This window comes from Mesorhizobium erdmanii (genome assembly GCF_013170725.1).
GTDB lineage: Bacteria > Pseudomonadota > Alphaproteobacteria > Rhizobiales > Rhizobiaceae > Mesorhizobium > Mesorhizobium erdmanii.
The window spans coordinates 2593788-2617243 of the sequence record NZ_CP033361.1 but is presented as its reverse complement, the minus strand read 5'-3'; the positions used below and the strand labels follow the sequence as shown (position 1 = coordinate 2617243).

Here is a 23456-nt window from a genome sequence, read left to right as displayed (position 1 = left end):
GATGAGAAAAATGCTGTTTCTTGCGACGACGATGCTCGCCGCCACGCTTTATTCCGCATCCGCCTATGCCGATCAGAAAGAGGTCACCGTCTGGTCCTGGTTCGTCCAGAGCACGATGCAGAAGTCGATCGACGCTTTCGAGAAGGCCCACCCCGACGTCAAGGTGAACTACACCTATTACAACTACTCGCCTGAATACATCACCGCGCTGAAGGCGGCCGCGGCCTCGGGCAGCCTGCCCGACGTCATCGGCCTGCAGCCCGGTTCGCTGACCCAGCAATATCGCGAGAACCTCGAAGCGGTGAACGAACGCGCCGCCAAGCAGTGGGGCGACAAATGGGCGGAGAAGATCTTCCCCGTCAACCGCAAGCAGATGCTGATGGGCAATCCGAAGGGCGACCAAAATTATTACATCATCCCGCAGGAATCGCAGGTTCTGTGCATCTGGTACAACCGCAAGATCTTCGAGAAACTCAACCTTTCGCCGCCGAAGACCTATGCCGATCTGAAGGCGGCGGCCAAGGCCCTGACCGATGGCGGTTATATCCCGATGTTCCAGGGCGCGGCCGATGGCTGGCAGAACGAGAATGTTTTCCTGATGCTCGCCAACCAGTTCTCGGCTGGCATCGTCGACAAGGCACAGGCCGGTGAGACGCCCTGGACCGCGCCGGAACTCGTCGCCGCGATGAAGGCCTGGAAGGGTCTATTCGACGACGGCATCTTCCAGCAGGGCGCGCTTGGCGCGCATGCCTATCCGACCGGCGCGCAGCTCTTCGCGCAGGGCAAGGTCGGTATGATGGCGCTCGGTTCCTGGTGGATGCAGGAAAGCAAGTTCCCGCCGCCGCTGTCGGAATTCGTGCAGAACATGGATGGCTTCGATTTCTTCTACCTCCCCCCGGTCAAGGACGGCAACGCCGCCAGCCCGCCGGTCGGCGGCATCGACATCGGCTACGGCCTGACCAAGAATGGCGGCAAGAACCCGCAAGCCTGGACCTTCCTTGCCGAACTCACCAACGGCGTCGGCCTGCAGGAAGCGCTGAACGACCTCAACGACCTGCCGGCCTTCGACGGAAATTCGCCAAAGGGCGACATCACCGACCACGTCAAGGACATGTCGGCGCGCTTCATGGCCGACCTGCCCAAAGCCGAGAACCAGCGCTTCGCCTCCCCGGCGGTCGCCGAGGCGCTCGACAACGCGCTTGCCGGCGTCGCCGCCGGCAGCATCGAGCCGGAAGCCGCCCTGGCCGCGGTCCAGGCAGCGACCGAGAAAGCTCTCGCGGCGAAATAAACCCAGGACCAACTGCCGGGCGTGGAGACGCGCCCGGCCCTTTTTCGGTATAAGATGGCGAGCATCATGAGCGCAGAGGCCATGCGAGCCGGAGCCGCCGTCGCGGCGGTGAAACGGCGATCGGCATCGAGAGCTTCGATGCTCTATCTCTTTGCCCTGCCGGCAACGCTGCTGTTCGTCGTCTTCGTCGCCTATCCAATTCTATGGGTTGCAGAGCAAAGCTTTTACGCCGGCAGGACGGATGGCGGCGTGGTGTTTGCCGGCCTTGCCAACTACACGACCATTCTGAGCGATCCGACCTTCTGGATCGTGGTGCGCAACATGGCGCTCTGGGGCGCCATCACCATCCCCGTGCAGATGCTGATCGGCGGCCTGCTCGCCTATTTCATCGAGCGCCACACCCATGCGCTGCGCGGCTTCTTCCGCACCATGTTCTTCCTGCCGGTGGTGACCTCGGTTTCGGTCATCAGCCTGGTCTGGGTGCAGATCTACGCCCCTTACTATGGCATCGCCCAGGAATATCTCAGGCATGTCGGCATCGTCATGATGACCTCGCCGATCGGCGATCCGAAGACCGCGATCTACGCGCTGATCGTCGTCAACATCTGGCAATGGACCGGCTTCTCGATGCTGATGTACATCGCCGGCATCGCCAACCTGCCGAACGAGGTGCTCGATGCCGCCCGCATCGATGGCGCCAGGGGCTGGCGGCTTGCCGTGCACGTCATCGTGCCGATGCTGGCGCCGGCGACCAAATCGCTGCTGCTGCTCGGTGTCATCGGCACGCTGCAGACCTTCCCGATCGTGCACCTGATGACCGGCGGCGGCCCAAACCGTGCCAGCGAGGTGTTCGGCACCTTCATCTTCAAGCAGAGTTTCGTGCTCGGCGACACGGGAAGCGGCGCGGCACTGTCCGTCATCGTGCTGGTCGTGGCGCTGGTGCTGTCGCTGGTCCAGATCGCGGTGCTCGGCGCGCGCCTGTCGCCGGCAGGCAGGGACGAGACATGATGGCGCCGCTCGCCCGCAGCCGCATCCGCGGCGTGGTCATCCACGCCGTCCTCTTCATTGTGCTCGGCTTCTGGATGGTGCCGCAGGTCTACATGCTGTCGATCGGCCTGCGCACGCCGGCGCAGGCCTTCGACGCAGCTCTTTTCACCTGGCCGGTGACCTTCGACAATTTCGTCACCGTGATCCGCGACAATCCGCTGGGCGGGATCTTCCTCAACAGCCTGATCATAACCGTCGCGACGGTGGCGATCGTCGTCGCGGTCTCATCGCTGTTTGCCTTTGCCTGCGCGATCCTGCGGCTGAAGGGCTCGATGCTGCTCTATACGACGCTCTTGACCACGCTGATGGTGCCGCTCGCCTCCATGGTGTTGCCGCTCGCCATCCTGCTCAAGAATTTCGGCTGGGTGAACACCTATATCGGCCTCATCCTGCCTTATGCCGCGCTCGGCGTGCCCTTCGCCATGGTCATCCTGAAGGCCTTCATGGAAGACGCGCCGCGCGAGCTTTTCGAGGCCGCGCGTGTCGACGGCTGCAACCCGTGGCAGACCTATTGGCATGTCGCCCTGCCGCTGGTGCGGCCGGCGCTGGTTTTCGTCACCATCTGGCAGTTCATCGTCACCTGGAACGAGTTCTTCCTCGCCCTCATCGTGTTGACCAGGAGCGAGATGAAGACGCTGACCATCGTGCCGATGCAGTATTCCGGCCTCTATATGGCCAACCCCGGCGCGCTCTTCGCCATCCTGACGCTGATCGCGCTCCCCCTCATCCTCCTCTATGTGCTGGTGCAGCGCGCCTTCGTGCGCGGCCTGCTGGCCGGCGCGGTGAAAGGCTAGGCCGATGGCGACGCTCATCATCGACAAGGTCACCAAGGCCTTCGGCCACACCGTGGTCATCCCCGAACTGTCCCTGACCATCGAGGACGGCGAGTTCTGCGTGCTCGTCGGACCGTCGGGCTGCGGCAAGTCGACCTTGCTGCGCATCATCGCCGGGCTTGAGCCGATCAGTTCGGGCCGCATCCTGGTTGACGGCGTCGACATGAGCGGTGCCGAGCCGCCGGAACGGGGCGTGGCCATGGTTTTCCAGTCCTATGCGCTCTATCCGCATATGAATGTCGACCGCAACATCGGCTTCGGGCTGAAGATCGCCCGCACGCCACAGGCCGAGATCGTCGACCGCGTCGGCCGCGCCGCAGAGAAACTGCGGCTCGGCTCCTATCTCAAACGCAAGCCGCGCGAGCTTTCCGGTGGCCAGCGCCAACGCGTCGCCATCGGCCGCGCCATGACGCGCAAGCCGAAGCTTTTCCTGCTCGACGAACCGCTCTCTAATCTCGACGCGGCCCTTCGTGTCGGCATGCGCGTCGAGATCGCGCGGCTGAAGGCCGAGCTTGCCTCGACCATGGTCTATGTCACCCACGATCAGGTCGAGGCGATGACGCTCGCCGACCGCATCGTGGTGATGAATGGTGGCCGCATCGAGCAGGTCGGCGCGCCGCTCGACCTCTATCACCGGCCGGCCAATCTGTTCGTTGCCGGCTTCATCGGTTCACCGGCGATGAATTTCCTGAAGGGCCGTGTCGACAAGGTCGAAGGCAACCGGGCAACGGTCGGGCTGGACCTTGGGCTTTCCCTCGCCATGCCGGTTTCCAACGCACTGACGACGGGCGCCGAAGTCACGCTCGGCATCCGGCCTGAACATATCGTGCTGTCCGCCGAGGGCCAGGCCGATGCTTTCGTCGTGAAGGCAAGCGTGGTCGAGCTTCTGGGCAGCGACACCTTCATTCACGTGCGCGACGGCGAGGAGAGCCTGGTCATCCGCGACAGCGGTGGCCGCATAGTCCGCGCTGGAGATCGCATCGCCATCTCCTTGCCATCCCGCGCCTGCCATCTCTTCAACGAGGCAGGTCAGCGCATTTCCGATCCGGCGGCAGCCACCGAGCCCGCCTGACACGAGTTTGAGGAACAACACGAAGAGGGAACCATGACGGATTTTCAGGGGCGAAACATTCTGGTGACGGGCGGCAGCGGCGGCATTGGCGGCACAACGGTGAGGCATCTGGTCAAGGCCAATGCCAATGTGATCGCCGCCGGACGCTCGCAAGAGGCGCTCGCGGCAATCGCGGAGGAGACGGGTTGCCGGACAGTTGTCTTCGACCTCGCCTCGGAGGATGAGATCCGCGACGCGCTCGAAGGCCTCGACCTGTGGGGCGTCGTCAATTGCGGCGGCTTCGGCGGCGAGATCGCGACGCCGATGGACACCGACATCGCCATCTTCGACAAGGTGATTACCGTCAACGCGCGCGGCGCGCTGCTGGTGACCAAATATGCGACGCGGCAGATGGTGGCGATCGGCAAGGGCGGCGCGATCGTCAACGTCTCCAGCCAGGCGGCGCTGGTCGCGCTCGACGGCCATATCTCCTATGGCTCGTCCAAGGCAGCACTGGAAAACATCACCCGCTGCTCGGCGCTGGAACTGGGCAAATACAACATCCGCGTCAACAGCGTGAACCCGACCGTGGTGATGACGCCGATTTCGTCCGGCCACTGGAGCCAGCCGCATGTCGCCGAGCCGTTCCTGAAACAGATGCCGCTCGGACGCTGGGCGACGGAAGACGAGGTCGCCGGGCCGATCGTCTTCCTGCTCAGCGACGCCGCCTCGATGATAACAGGCATCCACCTTCCCATCGACGGCGGCTACACCTGCCGATAAGGCCGAGACCAGGGATAGGCGTTGCCTGCTAACCGGCTTGTGGTGACGCCGCTTCCTCGACCTTCGCAGCACCGGTCATGATGGCGACGACGTCGGCCATGCTGTGGGTTTTCGGACTGACCACGGCGGCGCGGCGGCCGAGGCGCATGATGTGGATGCGATCGGCGATTTCGAAGACGTTCGGCATGTTGTGGCTGATCAGGACGACCGGCAGTCCACGCTGCCGGATTGCCCGGATCAGGTCGAGGACCTGCCCCGTTTCCCTGACGCCTAGCGCTGCCGTCGGCTCATCCATGATCGCTAGTTTCTTGGCGAACAATGCGGCTCTCGCCACCGCGACGCCCTGGCGCTGTCCGCCAGACAAGGATTCGACTGCGCTGTTGATCGATGGCAGGCGGAATTTCAGGTCCGCCATGCTGCGCTCGGCTTCCGCGCGCATGCCCTTCTTGTCGAGCATGCGCAGGACATTGCCGAGAAAGCCCTGGCGGCGGCGTTCCCGGCCGAGAAACAGATTGCTGGCGATATCGAGCGCCGCCGCGACGGCGAGGTCCTGATAGACAGTCTCGATGCCGAGTTTGCGTGCTTCCAGCGGACCCTTGAAATGGACGGGGTGGCCGTCCAGCAGGATTTCGCCGCTGTCGGGGATGAGCGCGCCGGTCAGTGCCTTGATCAGCGAACTCTTGCCGGCGCCATTGTCGCCGACCACCGCCAGGATTTCGCCGGAGCGCAGCTCGAAATCGACACCGTCGAGGGCGGTGACATGACCGTAGCGTTTGACCAGATTGCGCGCTTCGAGGATGACGCCAGCTGGGGCGGTCGCCTGCGTTCCCGGCTCGACAGGCGCCATCACCGCTTCCCTCTCGTCAACTGATCGAGCGCCACCGCCACGATCACCAGAATGCCCGTGATCAGATCCTGCCAGAGCGGATCGATGCCGGCGAGCGTCAGCCCGTTGCGCAGGACACCGACGATCAGCGCGCCTATCAGGGTGCCCATCAGCCCGCCCCGGCCGCCGAACAGACTGGTGCCGCCGATGACGACGGCGGTGATGGAATCGAGATTGGCGGTCTGCAGCGCATTGGGGTCGGCATTGGGGATTCGGCCCAGCGCCAGCCAGGCCGCGATCCCATAGATGAACGCCGCGAGCACGTAGACCGAAAGCAGAAGCCGACCGACAGGTATGCCGACGAGACGGGCGGCTTCCGGATTGTTGCCGACCGCGTACACATGCCGTCCCCATTGGGTCTGGTTGAGCAGGAACCAGACCAGTCCGTAGAGGAGGAGCATGATGATGACGCCGTAAGTGACGACGAAACCGTGCAGGCGGATGGTGTTTCCCGTCCAGCCGAGAAAGTCGTCGTTGACCGCGAAGGCCCCGCCTGCCGAGATCAGCCGGAGCGCTGCGGTGATGATGCCTAAAATGCCAAGGGTGACGATAAAAGGCGGCAGGCGCAGGCCGCTGATCAGGCTTCCGGCCGCGACACCGGCGGCCGTGCAGGCAAGAACGGCGAGCGCCATGGCCAGGACCGGATCATAGCCGCTGTTCGCCAGCTTCCCGGCAAGGATGGTGCCCAGCACGCATATCGCGCCCACCGCGAGGTCGATGCCGGCGGTCAGGATGATCAAGGTCTGGCCGATGGCCAGGGTGCCGATGATCACCGTCTGCTGGAGAATGATCGACAGGTTTTGCGTGGCGAGAAAACGCGGATTGGTCAGCGAGAAGATCACGCCGAAAGCGAGCAGCACAAGCAGCGGCCCGACCGATGGCGTGCCGATCAACCTCTTGGCAATCGTCAATGGTCTGCCGGAAGAAAGTGCCGATGGCGAATTCATAAGTGCCCCTCTGGAACAGTCGCCTCATTCCCGGCCTCAAGGGTCGGGCCGGAAACGAACGGGACCATGCCGCTACAAAGACCGCCTTGTCGACGGCTTGTCCGGCATGGTCCCGCCGGGAGGGTTCCAAAGCAATTCCGGGAAAAGCGTGAAACGTCTGCCCACAGGAATTGCGTCAAAACAAAAGGGTTAAATCAGTCGCCCCAGCAGTTCTTGAGGCCCCATTCGGTGTCCTTGGACTCAATCCCTGCGATCGGCTTGTCGGTGATCAGGAACGAACCTGTATTGACGAACCCGCTCGGCTTCTTGCCGCTGGCCGCATAGTCCACGACCGCATCGACGCCCATGGCCGCCATCTTGTAGGGGAACTGCATGACGGTCGCGGCGATCTTGCCGGCCTTGACGTCGCGGACGCCGGCGCAACCGCCGTCGATCGAGGTCAGCACGACATCGGCCTCCTTGCCGAAGGATTTCAATGCCGCGTAACCGCCGGCGGCGGCCGGCTCATTGATGGTGTAGACCGCGTTGATGTCGCCGTTCTTGGAAAGCAGGTTTTCCATGCCGACCTGGCCCTTGTCCTGCGCGCCGTTGGTGATGGCCGAGCCGGCGATGGCCGGGTCGCCTTCGGCAAGCCCGAAACCCTTCAGATAGCCATTGTGGCGGAACGTATCGACCGTGCCGCCAGGCGTTCCATCGAGCATCGCCAGCACCGGCTTCTTGTCACCGAGCGCCTTGCGCGCGTAAGTGCCCTGCTGCACGCCGGCCTCGAAATTATCCGTGGCGAAGGTGGCATCGACCGCGTCGGCGGGATCGGTCGCCGTATCCAGCGCGATCACCAGCACGCCTGCATCGCGCGCCTTCTTGATGATGCCTAGCATGCCGGTCGAGTTGTTCGGCGTCACCAATATGCCTTTGGCGCCGGCGCTGATCAGATCCTCGATCGCGGTGACCTGGCCTTCATTGTCGCCGTCGAACTTGCCGGCGCGGGCGATCAGCTTGACGCCCTTGGCCTTGGCCTCCTCTTCGGCGGCTTGGCGCATTTTCACGAAGAACGGATTGACCTCCGTCTTGGTGACGAGGCCGACGATGACTTCATCCGCCGAGGCCTGGCCGGTTACCGCAAAGGCGGTTCCAAGGAGCACAAGACCGGCCGCGGCTGATTTGATCATGGTCCCGGACACGACGCCGGTCGAGATACGCAAAATGGACATGAACTCCTCCCGAGTTGTTGAACCCTTCTCCTCAAAGGCTCAAGGATTAACGCATAAGTTTTGCATATCGTCAAACATTATATAGGAAATTATGTATGCTTTTATACATAATTTCCATGCCTGGCCGCGGGGCATCGATGAGCCCGGAAATCGCCTCACAGATCGCCTCGCTCAGACTACCGATTTCGTTTTCTCCCCCGGCTGGTCGAGCGATGACGGCGCTGCCCTGTTCAGATCGTGCATGGCGTCGCACACGGTGCGGCTGCCGCTGAGCGCCCGATAATTGCCGTAGAGAACGCGGTAGGCGTCGGCACTTTCCGGGCGGGGCTGGCAGGGCGTGAAAGTGCGGGCGCCGTACCGTGCCGTCCCTTCGGCGAAGCCACTCACCAGTTCCGCCGCGACCGCGCCGTGAACCGCCGCGCCGACCGCCGTTGCATGGGCAATGGTTGGCACCTCCACGGTGCGGCCCAGCACGTCGGCCATGACCTGCACCAGCAACGGATTGTTCTGGGCAAGCCCGCTGGTCAGGATCACGCGGTCGATGGCAAAATCACCGGCCTCGAAGAGGTCGACCACCGTGCGTGCGCCGAAACACAAGGACTCGATCAGTGCCCGATAGATGTCGACGCCTGTGGTTTCGGTGGTGAGGCCGATCAGCAGGCCGCTGAGGTTGGAATCCGCAAGCGGCACGCGGTTGCCGTTCCACCAGTCGAGCGCCACCAGATGATTGGCGCCGGGTTCGAGCCTGGCTGCCTCGTGGTTGTAGACGCGGAAACTCTCCGCCTCGTCGGCACCGCGCGGAAAAGCCTTCACGAACCAGGCAAGCGTGTCGCCGAACCCGGCCTGCCCGGCCTCGTAACACCAGAGATCGCGCACCGACCCATCCTTGGCCACGCCTTCGATGCCGGGTGGCAAAGGCCGGAACTGCTCGCTCAAGAACAGATAGACGGCCGACGTGCCGAGCGCGCCGACGAGACAGCCTGACGAGACGGCCCCGACAGCGGGCAGCACGACGTGGGAATCGATGACCGCCACGGCCACGATGGCGCGGCCGCTGATCCCGGTGCGCGTCCGCCACGCCTCCGACAGGCTACCGCCCGGACTGCCGATCCGGTGCGGCACTGACAGCCTTTCGGACAGGCCGGGCACGATCCCCTGCGGATAGCCCTCGGCTTCGGAGTACTGCGCCTTGTAGGCCGCGAAACCCAGGCTGCGCACTTCGTGGCCGGTCAACTGCCAGACAAGCCAATCGCCGGATTCGATGAAGCGGCCGGCCGCGCTCCAGATGTGCGGCGCCTCGTGCGCGATCTCAGCCGCCTTCGGCAGCAGCCACTCGCCTGAGAGCTTGCCGCCGAAATTGCGCAGAAAGGATCCGCCGCGACGGTTGATCGCGTCGGCATAAGGCTGCGCGGCGCGGTGCTTCCACAGTTTGACGTAGGCATGCGGTTCGCCGGGATAAAGTTCGGAAAGGGCGGTGCCGTCGGTGGTCGCCGGCATTGGCGAGCTGGCCGAGAAGCCGAGGCCGATCGACTCGATGATCCGTCCACGGCCCAGTACATCCAGGATTTCTTGTGCCGCTTCGAGATAGTCGGCGGCGTTCTGCAACGCCCATGAACGCGGCAGAAGCGTGCCATCAGGCAGGCTTTGCGTCATGACGTCATGGCGATAGGCATGCGCGTGGCTGGCTATCTGTTCGCCGGTTGCGGCGTCGAGCAGAACGCCGCGCGCCGACCCGGTGCCGTAGTCCAGTCCGATGATATAGGTTGCGATCATCTCGCTGCCTTTTCCAAATCCGGCGACGCATCCCTCTTATTCATCGATATATCTATAAGTCAACGTATTATTGCATATATTTGTACAAAAGATAGACTGCTATCTTGCGGACACGCCTTTATCTCCCTGGGGTTTATGGCTAAATCTCAGGCGAACGGGGACAGCGCAATGATCAGGACAAACGGCACGGCGGAACATCCCGCCCTTGTGAACAGCGGCGAAATCCTCTCGCTGATTGCCACCGGTGCCGCCACATCCCGGTCGGCGCTGCTCGATGCGTCGGGATTGTCGCGCGTGACCGTTACCCAGCGCCTGAATGCGCTGATCGATTCCGGCCTGGTCCGCGAGACGGCCCGCACCATGCCGAGCGGCGGCAGGCCGACGCGCGTGCTGGGCATCAACGAGCGGGCGGGCTTCTTCCTCGTCGCCAACATTGGCGAAACCTACATCCACCTTGCCGCCATGGACCTCGAGCCCGCCATCGTCTCGCAAAGCACGATACCGTTCAACGCTTCGGACGGACCGGCGGTTTCGCTCGCGCGGATCGCCGATGGGTTCGACATCCTCGCGGCAAAGGCCCGAGCCAGCCACGGATCGCTTTTCGGCGTCAGCCTCAGCATGCCCACGCCTGTCGATTTCAAACGCGGCCGCGTCGTCGGTCCTTCGGTCCTTCATGGATGGGACGAGTTCGATATTATCGGCTGGCTGCGCGGCCGTTTCGATGCGCCGATCTATGTCGAAAACGACGTGAACCTGATGGCGATCCACGAACACCGCCAGAATTTCCGGCATGTCGACGACATGTTCTTCATCAAGGCGGGAACCGGTATCGGCAGCGGCATCGTCGCCGGCGGCAAGATCTTCCGTGGCGCTCAAGGTGCCGCCGGCGACATCGGCCATATCCAGTTCAGCTCCGAGAACGCGCCCTTGTGCCGCTGTGGCAAGCTCGGCTGCGTCGAAGCGCGCGCCGGCGGCTGGGCGATTGCCCGCGATCTCTCGAGCAGGGGTTTCAAGGCCGAGAACGCGCGCGATGTCATTTCGCTGGTTGAAATGCAGAAGCCGGAAGCGCTGATGCTGCTGCGCAGTGCCGGCCGGGTGATCGGCGAAGTCGCCTCCGACGTCGTCAGCATACTCAACCCGAGCCTGATCGTGGTCGGCGGCACACTCGCCAGAGGTGGCGAGTTTCTGTTGTCGGGCATCCGCGAACTCGTCTACCAGCGCTGCCTTCCGCTCGCCACGCGCGAACTGCGGATCGTGCTAGCCAACCCGCAGAAGGACAGCGCCCTTTTCGGCGCCGCCTATCTGGCGTTGGACGATGTTTTCAGCCTTGGAAAAGTGGAGCAGCTGATCGATCGACATACCATCGGTCGATAGATTATTCGCCCAACCTATAGGGCATGGTATCGCGGAACCGCTCCAACGATCTGCCCGCACTCCTGCTGCCATTCGACATCAACGGACGTGTCGCGGACGCTTGCTGGCGCTATGAACAACGTCTTGGTGGGGTCGCCCGCGGACGGAGGAGTTCGCCGCAACCCAAATCGGCAAGCAGCCCGGGAAAAGGCGGGAGCGGCACTATTGCCTTCGGCTTGGCAACCGGACCGCAAGAAGCATCTGCGCCGCCTTTTCGGCGATCATGACGGCAGGCGCGTGCGTGTTGCCGGATACAATGGTCGGCATGATCGAACAATCGGCGATGCGCAAGCCCTCTATGCCCCTGACCCTCAGCTCGGGATCGACCACCGCGGTGTCATCGGTTCCCATCCTGGCGGTGCCGACCGGATGAAAGATGGTCGTGGCGATGTCGCCTGCGGCGCGAGCGAGATTCTCAGGTGTCTGGATATGCACGCCTGGCTTGAACTCCTCGGGCTTGAACTGGCCCATCCGCCTCGTCGCCATCAGCTGGCGCGCAGCGGTAATAGAGGCGGCTGCGACTTCGCGGTCACCATCGGTCGAGAGGTAGTTCGGCGCTATGGCCGGGTGGTCGCCGAAGTGCGGCGAGACGATGCGCACGGTCCCACGCGACTCGGGTCTAAGATTGCAGACAGAGACCGTGATGGCCGGAAAATCGTGCAATGGCTGGCCGAATGCTTCCAGCGACAGCGGTTGGACGTGGAACTCGACGTTCGCCGTATCGAAACGCGGATCGGATTTCGTGAAGATGCCGAGCTGGCTTGGGGCCATCGACATCGGGCCAGAGCGCTTGAGGGCGTACTCCAGCGCGATGCGCGCCTTGCCCGACAGCGATGCCTGCCGCTCGTTCAAGGTCCGCGCGCCGCTGATCTTGAACGCGGTCCGTATCTGAAGGTGGTCCTGCAGGTTCTCGCCAACGCCCGCCAGGTCGTGCAGGACGTCGATGCCATGCCGCCGCAACAGCGATCCCGGTCCGATGCCGGAAAGTTGCAGGATCTGTGGCGTGCCTATGGCGCCGGCGGACAAGATCAGTTCGCCCGCCACCGAGACCTTTGTCGGCGCGCCCTTGAGCTGGAACTCCACACCCGTCGCCTTGCGGCCCGTCAACATTACGCGCTCTGCCTGCGCCTCGGTCAGGATGGTGAGGTTCTTGCGATGGCGGATCGGGCGGATGAAGGCGCGAACCGCGTTGAAGCGGAAGCCGGCCTTCTGGTTCACCTCGAAATACGACGACCCGAAATTGTCGCCGGTGTTGAAGTCGTCGACTTTCGGCACGCCGAGTTCCTCGGCAGCCTCGCGCACCGCGTCAAGGATCGGCCACGAGAGCCGCTGGCGTTCGACGCGCAGTTCGCCGCCCCGGGCGCGGCGGTAGCCCGCTCGTTCTCAAATCACTGAGACCAGGGAAGCAGTCCGGTTTCGAACCAGCGTTAGGCTCGCAACCGCAAGCGCTCGGGGAGCCAGATAGAGCAACTTGATCGCGCTCCGTCTCAGCAGAGAAGGTTTACTTTTCGTCGACGGTCGGGGAGCTATCGATAGAGGTGGCCGGGCCTTGGCCAACAGATCAGAAACCTGTTCCAACATCGCTTTCAGGACGGCTTCCACGCTTACGGCGGATCAGTTGCGAAGTCGGTGGAAATCCACGCCCCCAGGGCCAAAATCCTGGCCCGCCCGCCTGTGGGTGCACTACCTCAGAAAGGCCCGCCGCGCCTCCGCAAGCGGGCCAGTGCGCCGAACTATGCGGGACGCGTCTAGTTGTCCGTCACCGTTGGCACGGAAGATGAGGCATCGGGTCCGTCGGTCTCGGTACCGGAACCTGCGCCAGTGCCGGAGTTCTCCGCTTTGTCCCCACCCTGGTCGTCAGCAGATTCCGAGTCGCCATCATGGCCACTAGAGCTTCCGCTGCTGCTGTGGCTATTGCCGCCATCGTGCTCGCCACCGCCACCGCCACCGCCGTCGCCACCGCCACCGCCACCGTTGCCGCCACCGCCACCGCCCTCGGACTCGGCGTGGGCAGCGGCCGGCACGAGCTTGGCAGCGCCATGAAGCGCTAGGTGGTAGGGTGCAATGGTGAGCATCAGCGCCGTCGATGCACGCAGCGTGAGCCAGACGAATCTATTGAAGGAAATCTTGGTCATCTTATCCTCCTCGTGGAGTGCTGTTAGGAAACCAGTTCGGCCGAAGGTGTCGCGGCCGTGCAGCAGGTGCCGGCAGCCAGAACAGCTCCGGCGAAGATGCCCGCGAAGGCGGCTGGAATGAGAGTGCGATACATGAGGTCTCCATTCGGGTGGTTGGGGACGTGGCAATACGATTGGTATTTCAACCTGTAGGCCACAACGGCTTGCGACCGTCACGGTACGGGATAGCGAATCCAACCTGACAACGGGCTGACAGCCAATTTCGGGTGCCGTCGGGCTAGCCGTTAACGACTTTTCGACCACAGGCATGCCCATTTCAGACGCCCGGGTTTGCATAACCTCGGATTTGCGCACGATCTCCTTCGACAGCATGACAAACGCCCACGCGATCTCGACTATTTCGACAGCCACGATCTGGAACTCGAGTGGATTCGTGACACCCCTCCACATGTGGATGACTTTTCAGCTGCTCGTTATCTGAAGGCAAAGAGCGGCGTGCTGGTAACGATCGGCGAGCACGTGAAGGAAGTGCAGCAGATCTGGCAACGGATATACAATGGCCGGTCATCTCGACCCTGTCGGGCTCAAGGATGCGCTCGGCGATCCGGTCTTGGTGTCTGCGCAGGCGCGGCGACGATCGGCTGGGCCTCGGTCAAGAAAGATAGCACGGCGGCGGGTACCATCGCGGAATTGAGCGCATAGATGCCGCAACGCGATATGAGACTTCTCTTGTCGACAAGTTTCCCAAGAAAGTGCCAGACGGTTCGGGTGGCGTAGGGCAGATTGTTGTTTCGCCACGATATCCCCATGGTGACGCCCCGCAGATAGCGCCGCTGGTACGTCTCGAACGGCATGAGGATCGTCTGTCCAAAGGTGGGTGCCTCGCCTCGCGTCAGTTCGGTCACAAAGATGCGCTGGTGCCGATACGCCACGAGCCCCGTGTAGCGTGAACGCTGCACGATGCCGTTTTCGGCATCCTCGATGCGCTCGAGGGTAGAAACCAGAACTTGTCCGCCGTTCTCCCGCAAGTGAGCGCAGGCGCAGACGATCCGATCAGGCCAGGACAGCGACATGTGCCATGTTTGGTAGAATCCGAGATATGGTCCGAGAGCATGCAGGTCACCCGGAAAGGCGTCAGCCAGCGGCCGTGGCAGAGCCGTTTGTCGGCGCCGTTCGCCCAATCTGTTGCGGAAGATGCCCGGGGGAAGATCGAAATCGGCTGGTTCGAGGCCGAAAGCTGCCGCGATCGCCAGGAGATTATGAGCGGAAGGAAGGGTTCCTGCATTGCTACGGTGTGCTCAACCTAGCGCATCGCAACGGCAATGCCGAACCAGAGCCGCTGAAGCCGGGCGAGACGGTCGCAATCGAGTTGGTACTCGATGCCTGCGGCTACCGTTTTACCCCCGGTCACCGTCTGCGTCTGTCGTTGTCCAACGCCTATTGGCCCACGATCTTGCCGCCGCCCCGCGACGCGACGCTGACGATCGATCTCGCCAAGTTGCAATTGGAGTTGCCGTTGCTTGGTGAGCATCGCCGGATCGAAATCCCGCAGCCATCCAATACCGATCCTTTGCCGCGCTACGAGGTCCTGACAGCAGGATCATCCGGCCGCTCCGTTGAACGCGATCTGCAAAACGGCGTGACCCACTACCGGGTGCACGAGGATACGGGTCTTAGCCGCCACCCGGATAACGGACTGTGCATGCGCGACACCCGGCAGGAGGTATGGTCGATCGCGTCTGATGATCCGCTGTCGCTGACAGCCGAGATCTGCTGGACGTGCAGTGCCGAGCGCGAAGGCTGGCGCACGCAAAGCCGTTGCACCACCCATCTCTCCTGCACCGCGACCGAGTGGCTGATTTCGGAGCGGGTTGAAGCACTGGATGACGGCCAGAAGGTGTTCGAGCGCGAGCGTGGCGCTCGCATCCCACGTGACCATATGTAGGTGCGCACAAAAGCCGCTCAAACTCGATGGGTTGGAAGGCTCCAGCTTCCTATTCACGCGAGGCATCTCGGGTTCTTCTGGCGGTACAGGGCATGGATCGCGTCGTGCGGCCCGTGGCCCGCAAGCCGATGCTTGGCGAACCTTTTGGCGAACCTGTTGGAAAACCTACCTGTAAGCCATTGATAGATAAATATAATGGTGGGCCCGGAGGGACTCGAACCCCCAACCAAGCGGTTATGAGCCGCCGGCTCTAACCATTGAGCTACAGGCCCCACGCGGGCTGGATTAATGTTTTTCGCATCGCCGCACAAGGCTTTCCCGACAGGCTTTCGCGGATCGCCCAAATCAACCCATAATCGCGCTCTACGCGACCTTTGCGACTGGATCGCAGACCAAGGAGATTTTCATGACCAAACATCTTTTGCCCCTCGCGCTCGCCGCCGCAATCGCTTTTCCGGCAATGGCCGCAGCCGCCGATTCGCCGACGCCGGCGCGCATCATCGTTTCGGGCGAAGGCGAAGCGACCACCCCTCCCGACCTGGCGCTGCTTTCGCTCAGCGTGATGCGCGAAGCCAAGACGGCGCGCGCCGCGCTCGACGCCAACAACGACGCCATGGCCGCAGTGATCGCGGCGATGAAGGCCGCCGGCATCAAGGATCGCGACCTGCAGACGGCAGGCATCCAGATCAACCCGCGCTATAACTACACCAACAAGCCCGATGGCGGCCAAGAGGCCGAGCTCGTCGCGTATCAGGTGACCAACACCCTTGCGGTGCGCGTACGCGACATCGACAAGACAGGCGAGATCCTCGACAAGGCCGTGTCGCTCGGCGTCAACCAGGGTGGCGGCATCTCCTTCACCAATGACAATCCGGCGGCAACCATCGACGCGGCCCGCAAGAAAGCGGTGGCCAACGCAATCGCCAAGGCCAAGACGCTCGCGGAGGCAGCCGGCGTCAGCATCGGGCGGGTGCTGGAGATTACCGACCAGAACATCGCGCCGCCGCCGATGGCGATCAATGCCAAGGCCTTCGACGCCGCCGCGGGTGCCGCGGTGCCGACGCAAGCCGGTGAGAACGCCTATAACGTCCAGGTCACCGTCACGTTCGAACTGAAATAGGCAAGCCCGGGTTATGCGTGGTCGAGCCTTGCCCGGCCACGCCTTCGGCAAATGCCACGTATGAAAAACCCCGCGGGATCACTCCAGCGGGGTTTTTTTGAGCCGCACCCTTCCGCAAGGGATGGGGGCCCTACCAGCACAGGCTAAGCCGCGTTGAGCGGCTTAGCCGCAAGCCTCAGCGATAGATAACCGGGCAACCGCGCTCGTTGGCGAACACGATAACGACGCGGTCGCCGTCCTGGCGGCCCATGACCTTGACCACGCGACGATTGACGTCGACGATGCGCGCGCGGTACAGGCCCATGCGCTCGGCCTTGTCGAGGGCGCGTTCCGGCGAGCAGCCACGGCGCCAGTCGTCGCGACGCTCGTCACGGCGGTGGCGGTAGCCGTCATCACCGGCATAGACGCCGAAACGCGGGTCGTTGATGTTGCCGAAGCCGAGATAGAGGCTGTCGGCATGGGCAGGAATGGCGGTCAGCGCGCCGAGGCCGACCAGAGCCGAGAGGGCCGCCGTCTTTACCGTGTTGAACATGGTCTTCTCTCCTTGTTGCGGGCTTGCGCCCGTCCTCTTGAAACCGATGATGGGAGAATGCACCAGCCTGTCTGAACTATTTACGAACTCGCCGTTCATCTGCGGTTCATGTCGCAGAGAAGGACATCTGAGCCAGGTTTCGAGCAATGCGTCCCCAAAAACGTCTTGCCCCGTTCCTTGTTCCGAAGCCGGCTGACACGGGCCTCAAGGCTCGTCGTCGAGCAAATAGTCAAAATAATCTTCAGGTTCGGCCAGCTCGGTCTCACTCGCCTTGACTCGGCCGCGCATCGAAATGCCGGCCTCATGCACGGTCTCGGCACTGCCCGACACCAGCCGGTGCCACCAGTAGAGGTCGCGACCCTCGGCCACCAGCCGGTAGGCGCAGGTGCTGGGCAGCCAGCTGATGGTGCGCACATTCTGCGGCGTCAGCCCGACACAGTCGGAAACCCGCGCCAGCCGGTTGGCGTAGTCGGAGCAGCGGCAGGTTTGTGCGTCGAACAGCCGGCAGCCGACGCTGGTCCAGTAAATCTCTCCGGTATCCTCGTCCTCGAGCTTCGACAGGCAGCATTTGCCGCAGCCGTCGCACAGCGATTCCCACTCGGCCGGGCTCATCGCCTCCAGCGTCTTTGTTTTCCAGAACGGCGTTTCCATTTTGGGGATGTGGCCCCAGCGGCCGCCGAGGTCAAGCGCGGCAACGGTTGAAATGAGGCCGCAACTCGGTCGAATGACACGAAGTTGCCTTCAAAAGGCCGGCCAATCGCCCCGTACGGCCCCTACCCATGGGCGGCTGGAACCAATTTGGTTACAAGCGGTTTCGGCAAGGATGGGACCCCACAAGGAGAGTTTTCGATGAAACGCCAACCATGGATTCTGGCAGGCACCGCACTTGGCCTGCTGATGGCGTCCGCGCCGTTGGGCGCGTTCCCGCTTCAGGGAAGTGCCGCGTTCGGCCCCATGCAGCGCGGTGGAACGCCGCTGATTCTGGCGCAGGACGCCCCCACCGACGAGGCACAGCCGAGCGACCAGGAGCAGCGGCGCAAGAAGAAGCACGACCAGCAGCAGCAAAGCGGACAGGCGCCCGCCGAACAGGCAGCACCCGCCGCCGAGGAACAGCAGCCGCGCAAGAAGAAGCGCGATCAGCAGCAGCAGACCGAACAGGCGCCCGCTGGCGAGGCCGCTCCCGCAACCGACCAACAGCAGCCGCGCAAGAAGAAGCGCGACCAGCAGCAGCAGACCGAACAGGCGCCCGCCGAACAGGCAGCCCCTGCCGCCGACGAACAGCAGCCGCGCAGGAAGAAGCGCGATCAGCAGCAACAGACTGAACAGGCACCCGCTGGCGAGGCCGCTCCCGCAACCGACCAACAGCAGCCGCGCAAGAAGAAGCGCGACCAGCAGCAGACCGAGCAGGCGCCTGCCGAGCAGCCGGCCGGGCAGGCAGCGCCCGCAAACGACAACCAGCCAGAGGCCAAACCGCGCAAGAAGAAGCAGGACCAGCAACAGCCGGCTGAGGCGGTGCCTGCCGATCAGACGCCGGCCACTGCGCCAGCGCAAAAGCCGGGCAAGCACAAGAAGCCTGCCGATGTCACCGAACCGGCCGTGACGCCGGAAGCAGCGCCTGAGCCGACCAAGAAGCAGGCGCCTGCCGAACAGCCAGCGCAAAAACTGGCGCCGCTGCCCGTCCCCGGCGAGAACGCGCCGGCTCAGGGCGAACAGCCCCAGGACAAGACGAAGAAGCACGGCAAGAAACCGGCTGGCGAACAGCCCGCGAATGGCCAGCAGCCTGCCACGGGCGAGCAGCCGGCCAATGGCGGGCAGCCGGCAACCGGCGAACAGCCTGCCAACGGCGGCAAGGCCGCGCCTGCCCAGGGCGAAAACCCCGTGCAGGGCGAGGCACCCGCCGACAAGAACGCCGCCCCGATCCTCGACAGCCAGAAGGATGCCGAACGCAAAGGTGGCGGCCGCAAGCATGGCGACAAGAACGGCCAGCAGAATGGCGAGCAGCAGAATGGCGGGCAGCAGAATGGCGGCCAGAACGCCCAGCAGGGCGGCGATCAAGGCGGCAAGCCCGTGGTCGCTCCCGTCGACCAGGGTCCGCCTCCCACCGACGACAAGGCCGCCCAGCAGGAGATCAAGCCCGAGAAGCTCGTCCCGGTGACGGAAGAAAAGGGCAAGCGCCGGGATCGGGCGCCCGACGAGGATATCCGCGACCGCCGCCGCCCCAAGGGCGTCGACGTGCTCAAGGAAATCGGCGACCGCGTCATCATCCAGCTCGGCGGCCAGACGATGGTCCAGAGCAACGACGGTCCGCGCATGAATCGCGGTGCCAAGGATGTCTATTACGAGGACCTGCCGCAAGGCCGCACACGCGAGACGGTCCAACGCGACAATGGCGTCCAGATCGTCACCATCCGCAACCGTTACGGCGATGTCATCCAGCGTTCGCGGATCACGCCTGACGGGCGCGAATATGTGCTGAGCTATGTCGATGAGCGCAGCTACCAGGACGATGGCGACTGGCGCGATCCCGGCGATGACCTGCCGCCGATGCGGCTGACCATTCCGCGCCGGCAATACATCCTCGATTCCGAGGATGTCGAGAGCCCTGACGACTACTACACCTTCCTCGAACAGCCGCCGGTGGAAAAGGTCCAGCGTCTCTATTCGATCGACGAGGTCAAGCGGTCGGCTCGTGTGCGCGACATCGCACGCCGCGTCGACCTCGACACGCTGAACTTCGAATTCGGCTCGTCCTCGATCTCCGACACCGAGGTGCAGAAGCTCCAGGGCGTCGCCGACGCCATGGAGAAACTGTTGAAGAAGAACCCGGCCGAGACCTTCCTGATCGAAGGCCACACCGACGCCGTCGGCACGCCGGAGGCAAACCTTGCTCTGTCCGACCGCCGCGCCGAAGCGGTCGCCGAAGCGCTGACCAACGCCTTCGGCATCCCGCCGGAGAACCTGACCACACAGGGCTATGGCGAGGAGTATCTGAAGGTCAACACATCGGCGCCCAACCGCGAGAACCGGCGTGTCGCCATCCGCCGCATCACCTCGCTGGTGGCACCCGTGGCCAGCAACAATTAGGTCATGATTTCAAAATCATGACCTGGTTTGCGGACTCGATGCGAAAAGCACCCATCCCCGGCTCGACCGGGGATGGGAAGGTTCGGATCGGCATCCCAAGCTCAAGAAGATTTGTACCGGCATTAGAGCCGGTTCATTGAATCATGAGCCCACTCACCCCAGATTCAGGGCTGGGCGTTCCCTGCCCCATCCCGACTCCAGCGGGATGCATTGAGCCCCGCCGGCCCCCTCCGGCGGGGTTTTTTGCTCAGAGCAACTCCAGGTCCAGTATCTGTCTTGCAAAGAGCGGCGGCGTGGCCGAAATACGGCCTGACCCCAGACCAGAGAACAACCGGAACCAACCTATGAAGCGTCTCGAACTCGCCGTCGAATCGATCATTCTCGCCTCGCGCTGGCTGCTGGTCGTCTTCTATATCGGGCTCGGCTTGGCTCTGGCCGTCTATGCGCTGTCCTTCGGCAAGAAGCTCTACGAGTTCATCACCACGGTGTTCCTGCTCGGCGACACCGACACCATCCTGAAGATGCTTGGCCTGATCGACGCCGCCCTGGTCGCTTCGCTGGTGGTGATGGTCATCATCTCCGGCTACGAGAACTTCGTCAGCCGCTTCGACGACCAGGATGGCGGCGGCGTGCACTGGCTGGGCACGATCGATGTCGGCTCGCTCAAGGTAAAGGTGGCCTCGACCATCGTCGCCATCTCATCGATCCACCTCTTGCAGGTGTTCTTGAACTCGTCCTCCTATTCGACCGATCAGTTGATGTGGCTGACCATCATCCACCTCGCCTTCGTCGTCTCGGCGCTGATGCTTGCCTATATCGACCGGCTGATGGGCCTGAGCAAAGGCAAGAAGGGCGAGGCGTGACTGCCCCACGTGGTCTCGGTGATCACAGCTTACGGATCACCTCAGGATTCTCACCGCAGACCCTTTGTGACCATCTCGGCAGGCGGATAACCGTAGATGCGTGAGAAGGCGCGCGAGAAGGCGGCAGCACTGCCGAATCCGACACGACGCGCGGTGGCTTTGACGCTGTGCCCCGCGGCAATCTCGGCACGGCCCAGCATAAGACGCCACGACGTCACATAGGCGGCGGGCGTCTTGCCGACGGTCCTGGTGAATTGCTCCATGAAGTGGCTTCGAGACATGCCGGTCAGTTGAGCCAGTGTCTCGGTGCGCCAGCCGAGAGCCGGCTTGTCATGGATCGCCACCAGGCATGGGTGCAGGGTCGGGTGGGCGAGGCCAGCCAGAAGACCCGCGTTGACCCGGCCCATGTCTATCGCACGCCGGACGGCGAGAACGACGATGATTTCGCAGAGGCGCTCCTGAACGGTCCGCCCGCCGCAACGGCTGTTTTCCACCTCCATCGCCAGCGCATCCGCCAGCCCGCGCATCTGCGGCTGCTCCGCCAATGAAAACACCAGTTCCTCGGGCAAGGCGCCGACAAGCGGGTTGGCAACGCCGCCAAAATCGATCCTGGCCGCGACGAGAACGGAAAATGCCCCGTTGCTGGGAACGCCTCCCAGGACCCTGACAACGATGTGCGAAGCGCTGTCGCCGTCATCTCCCGTGACCAGGAAAAGATTTGCCTCCGCATCCGCCTCATTGGTCACCACCGCACGCAGGCCGAACGCCTGAAGGAATGCAGTCAGCCGGTCATGCTTTCGCGGCGAAATCGGACGTTCGATCATGTCATGCTCAATCTTGATGATCGAGATTATGCCAAATTGACCTCCTTTCATAGCGGGAGCCAAAGCGCTCCGGATTGGGACAGTATGTCAATCGATGCCGCCGCCAAGTTCGACCCGTCACGGGCAGCCGAATACGAGACGCAGAGCAGGATTGCGCTTGCCGGCTACGATGCGTGTCACGAACTGGCCGCCTGCATGCTTGCGGCAACGCTTGGCGCCGGCTCGAGCGCACGCATACTCGTCGCTGGTGCCGGTGGCACGGCGCGGGAAGTCATCAGCGTTGCAAGGCTGGAACCTTCCTGGAGTTTCGTCGCCGTCGATCCGTCAAAACCCATGCTGGATCTGGCAATGTCGCGCATTGCAGCTGCCGGGCTCACTGAACGCACGGAACCTGTTTTGGGCGTTGTCGCGGACCTGCCTGAAGACCAGCCATTCGAAGCCGCAACGCTGATCGGCGTCCTGCACCATTTGCCCGGTCATGAAGCCAAGCAGACAATCCTTGGCGACATTGCCGCGAGATTGAAAACGGACGCCCCGCTGATCCTTGCCGGCAATCATCATGCGTATGCCTCGCAACCGCTGATGATGGCGGCCTGGGCTCAGCGCTGGCGCATGCATGGGGCAACCCCGGCCGAGATCGAGATAAAACTGGGCAAAATTCTGCAAGCGGCCGATCCGCCGCAATCGGAAGCCGCCGTCTTCGCCTTGCTTGCAGCAGCGGGTTTCAAGAAGCCGCTGCGCTTTTTCTCGAGCCTGTTCTGGGGCGCCTGGATTGCATTTCGCGCGTGATGCGATCGACGACCTCGCCGGTGTGAGGTCTTCGGCGGAGCGCTAGAACGTTTGCCTGATCTTCGTATCGGAGTTGGCAAACACCTCTTCCGGCACGAAAAAGTCGCCTGCGAGTGGTCCGGTCGCGCCCGGCGCATAGATCGAGAAGTCCGTGACACCCTCGGCGCGCAGCACCTCCTCGTCGATGTAGAAATTGCCTGATGCCTCGCGCGACGGGCGCATGAAGATGGCATGGGCGGCGTCGGCCATGATGTCGGGCGAGCGGCTCATCGCCGCCACCGTCGCGCCACCCAGCAGATTGCGCACCGCCGCCGTGTCGATGGTCGAGATCGGCCACAGCGAATTGACCGCGATCCCGTCCCTGGCGAATTCCGCGCTCATGCCGAGCGTGCACATCGACATGCCGAACTTGGCCATGGTGTAGGCGACATGGTTCTTGAACCACTTGGCCTTCATGTCGAGCGGCGGCGCCAGATTCAGGATGTGAGGATTGCTGGCTAACTTCAGGTGGGGAATGCACATTTTGGACACCAGGAACGTGCCGCGCGTGTTGATCTGGTGCATCAGGTCGTAACGCTTCATGTCGGTCTCCAGCGTGCCGGTGAGCTGGATGGCGCTGGCATTGTTGACGCAGATGTCGATGCCGCCAAATTTTTCGACCGTCCTGGCAACGGCCTCGGCCACCTGCGCCTCCTCGCGGATGTCGCACAACACGGGCAGCGCCTTGCCGCCGGCCTGCTCGATCTCTTCGGCCGCCGTGTAGATCGTGCCCGGCAGCTTGGGATGCGGTTCGGCGGTCTTGGCGGCGATCGTCACATTGGCGCCGTCGCGCGCCGCCCGCAGCGCGATCGCCAGGCCAATGCCGCGCGACCCGCCAGAGATGAACAGCGTCTTTCCCTTGAGCGACATTTTCCCTCCGCTACTCCTGGTTC

At 63.2% G+C, this 23456-nt stretch carries 21 protein-coding genes, 1 tRNA gene and 1 pseudogene; 11 read left to right on the top strand and 12 right to left on the bottom strand.

Annotated elements, in window-relative coordinates:
• Position 1: 1 nt before the first annotated feature.
• The 5 genes from EB233_RS12635 to EB233_RS12615 all read left to right on the top strand — a co-directional run bounded on the left by EB233_RS12635 (position 2) and on the right by EB233_RS12615 (position 5002).
• On the top strand, positions 2 to 1288 hold the full coding sequence (locus EB233_RS12635) for an ABC transporter substrate-binding protein (protein ID WP_064989631.1): 1287 nt from the start codon (positions 2 to 4) through the stop codon (positions 1286 to 1288).
• A 66-nt stretch (positions 1289 to 1354) separates the two neighbouring features.
• Positions 1355 to 2296, top strand: coding sequence for a carbohydrate ABC transporter permease (locus EB233_RS12630; RefSeq protein WP_244277676.1), 942 nt, complete (start codon positions 1355 to 1357; stop codon positions 2294 to 2296).
• Entirely contained in the window at positions 2293 to 3129 is an 837-nt protein-coding gene (locus tag EB233_RS12625) for a carbohydrate ABC transporter permease (RefSeq protein WP_244277677.1), read from the top strand. Before EB233_RS12630 ends, EB233_RS12625 begins: the two co-directional genes overlap by 4 nt.
• Before the next feature lie 4 nt (positions 3130 to 3133).
• Positions 3134 to 4240: an ABC transporter ATP-binding protein gene (locus tag EB233_RS12620; RefSeq protein ID WP_064989589.1), complete on the top strand. Its 1107-nt coding sequence runs from the start codon at positions 3134 to 3136 to the stop codon at positions 4238 to 4240.
• Positions 4241 to 4273: 33 nt separating this feature from the next.
• A complete protein-coding gene (locus EB233_RS12615) occupies positions 4274 to 5002 on the top strand; it encodes an SDR family oxidoreductase (RefSeq protein ID WP_064989590.1) in 729 nt (242 codons plus the stop codon).
• Between the two features lie 28 nt (positions 5003 to 5030).
• On the opposite strand, the gene EB233_RS12610 is transcribed toward EB233_RS12615, so the two are convergent.
• From EB233_RS12610 to EB233_RS12595, 4 genes are all read right to left on the bottom strand, one after another.
• Positions 5031 to 5849, bottom strand: a complete 819-nt coding sequence (locus EB233_RS12610) for an ATP-binding cassette domain-containing protein (RefSeq protein WP_064989591.1) — start codon at positions 5847 to 5849, stop codon at positions 5031 to 5033.
• Positions 5849 to 6799, bottom strand: a complete 951-nt coding sequence (locus EB233_RS12605; RefSeq protein ID WP_244277678.1) for an ABC transporter permease — start codon at positions 6797 to 6799, stop codon at positions 5849 to 5851. Before EB233_RS12605 ends, EB233_RS12610 begins: the two co-directional genes overlap by 1 nt.
• A 230-nt stretch (positions 6800 to 7029) precedes the next feature.
• The gene (locus tag EB233_RS12600) at positions 7030 to 8046 is read right to left on the bottom strand and encodes a substrate-binding domain-containing protein (RefSeq protein WP_081294073.1); all 1017 of its coding nucleotides are present in this window, start codon (positions 8044 to 8046) and stop codon (positions 7030 to 7032) included.
• A gap of 171 nt (positions 8047 to 8217) precedes the next feature.
• The gene (locus tag EB233_RS12595) at positions 8218 to 9819 is read right to left on the bottom strand and encodes an FGGY-family carbohydrate kinase (RefSeq protein WP_064989593.1); all 1602 of its coding nucleotides are present in this window, start codon (positions 9817 to 9819) and stop codon (positions 8218 to 8220) included.
• A 168-nt stretch (positions 9820 to 9987) separates the two neighbouring features.
• Here EB233_RS12595 and EB233_RS12590 point away from each other — a divergent pair, with 168 nt between their 5' ends.
• Entirely contained in the window at positions 9988 to 11193 is a 1206-nt protein-coding gene (locus EB233_RS12590; RefSeq protein WP_064989594.1) for an ROK family transcriptional regulator, read from the top strand.
• Between the two features lie 201 nt (positions 11194 to 11394).
• Here the strand turns inward: EB233_RS12590 and EB233_RS12585 are convergent.
• The 3 genes and pseudogenes from EB233_RS12585 to EB233_RS12575 form a co-directional block, all read right to left on the bottom strand.
• Positions 11395 to 12588, bottom strand: a pseudogene (locus EB233_RS12585) (GMC family oxidoreductase); the annotation flags it as partial.
• Positions 12589 to 12980: 392 nt separating this feature from the next.
• Positions 12981 to 13367 carry a hypothetical protein gene (locus EB233_RS12580; RefSeq protein ID WP_064989595.1) on the bottom strand — a complete coding sequence of 129 codons (387 nt, stop codon included), beginning with the start codon at positions 13365 to 13367 and terminating at the stop codon, positions 12981 to 12983.
• Between the two features lie 584 nt (positions 13368 to 13951).
• A complete protein-coding gene (locus EB233_RS12575; protein WP_244277679.1) occupies positions 13952 to 14440 on the bottom strand; it encodes a hypothetical protein in 489 nt (162 codons plus the stop codon).
• 221 nt (positions 14441 to 14661) lie between these two features.
• On the opposite strand from EB233_RS12575, the gene EB233_RS12570 reads away from it, so the two are divergent.
• Complete coding sequence (locus EB233_RS12570; protein ID WP_064989596.1) at positions 14662 to 15312, top strand: CocE/NonD family hydrolase C-terminal non-catalytic domain-containing protein; 651 nt, start codon at positions 14662 to 14664, stop codon at positions 15310 to 15312.
• A 196-nt stretch (positions 15313 to 15508) separates the two neighbouring features.
• On the opposite strand, the gene EB233_RS12565 is transcribed toward EB233_RS12570, so the two are convergent.
• Positions 15509 to 15584: transfer RNA gene (locus tag EB233_RS12565), tRNA-Ile, on the bottom strand.
• Positions 15585 to 15718: 134 nt separating this feature from the next.
• On the opposite strand from EB233_RS12565, the gene EB233_RS12560 reads away from it, so the two are divergent.
• A complete protein-coding gene (locus EB233_RS12560; protein ID WP_064989597.1) occupies positions 15719 to 16432 on the top strand; it encodes an SIMPL domain-containing protein in 714 nt (237 codons plus the stop codon).
• Between the two features lie 175 nt (positions 16433 to 16607).
• On the opposite strand, the gene EB233_RS12555 is transcribed toward EB233_RS12560, so the two are convergent.
• The gene (locus EB233_RS12555) at positions 16608 to 16964 is read right to left on the bottom strand and encodes a hypothetical protein (protein ID WP_081294078.1); all 357 of its coding nucleotides are present in this window, start codon (positions 16962 to 16964) and stop codon (positions 16608 to 16610) included.
• Between the two features lie 204 nt (positions 16965 to 17168).
• A complete protein-coding gene (locus EB233_RS12550) occupies positions 17169 to 17615 on the bottom strand; it encodes a YcgN family cysteine cluster protein (RefSeq protein ID WP_064989599.1) in 447 nt (148 codons plus the stop codon).
• A gap of 198 nt (positions 17616 to 17813) precedes the next feature.
• On the opposite strand from EB233_RS12550, the gene EB233_RS12545 reads away from it, so the two are divergent.
• Both EB233_RS12545 and EB233_RS12540 read left to right on the top strand, forming a co-directional pair.
• Positions 17814 to 20048, top strand: coding sequence for an OmpA family protein (locus tag EB233_RS12545; RefSeq protein WP_064989600.1), 2235 nt, complete (start codon positions 17814 to 17816; stop codon positions 20046 to 20048).
• 344 nt (positions 20049 to 20392) lie between these two features.
• The gene (locus EB233_RS12540; protein ID WP_032918048.1) at positions 20393 to 20911 is read left to right on the top strand and encodes a TIGR00645 family protein; all 519 of its coding nucleotides are present in this window, start codon (positions 20393 to 20395) and stop codon (positions 20909 to 20911) included.
• A gap of 50 nt (positions 20912 to 20961) precedes the next feature.
• On the opposite strand, the gene EB233_RS12535 is transcribed toward EB233_RS12540, so the two are convergent.
• The gene (locus tag EB233_RS12535) at positions 20962 to 21735 is read right to left on the bottom strand and encodes a helix-turn-helix transcriptional regulator (protein ID WP_064989633.1); all 774 of its coding nucleotides are present in this window, start codon (positions 21733 to 21735) and stop codon (positions 20962 to 20964) included.
• An 84-nt stretch (positions 21736 to 21819) separates the two neighbouring features.
• Here EB233_RS12535 and EB233_RS12530 point away from each other — a divergent pair, with 84 nt between their 5' ends.
• On the top strand, positions 21820 to 22524 hold the full coding sequence (locus tag EB233_RS12530; RefSeq protein WP_064989601.1) for an SAM-dependent methyltransferase: 705 nt from the start codon (positions 21820 to 21822) through the stop codon (positions 22522 to 22524).
• Between the two features lie 42 nt (positions 22525 to 22566).
• On the opposite strand, the gene EB233_RS12525 is transcribed toward EB233_RS12530, so the two are convergent.
• Positions 22567 to 23433, bottom strand: coding sequence for an SDR family oxidoreductase (locus EB233_RS12525; RefSeq protein WP_064989602.1), 867 nt, complete (start codon positions 23431 to 23433; stop codon positions 22567 to 22569).
• Positions 23434 to 23456 lie beyond the last annotated feature (23 nt).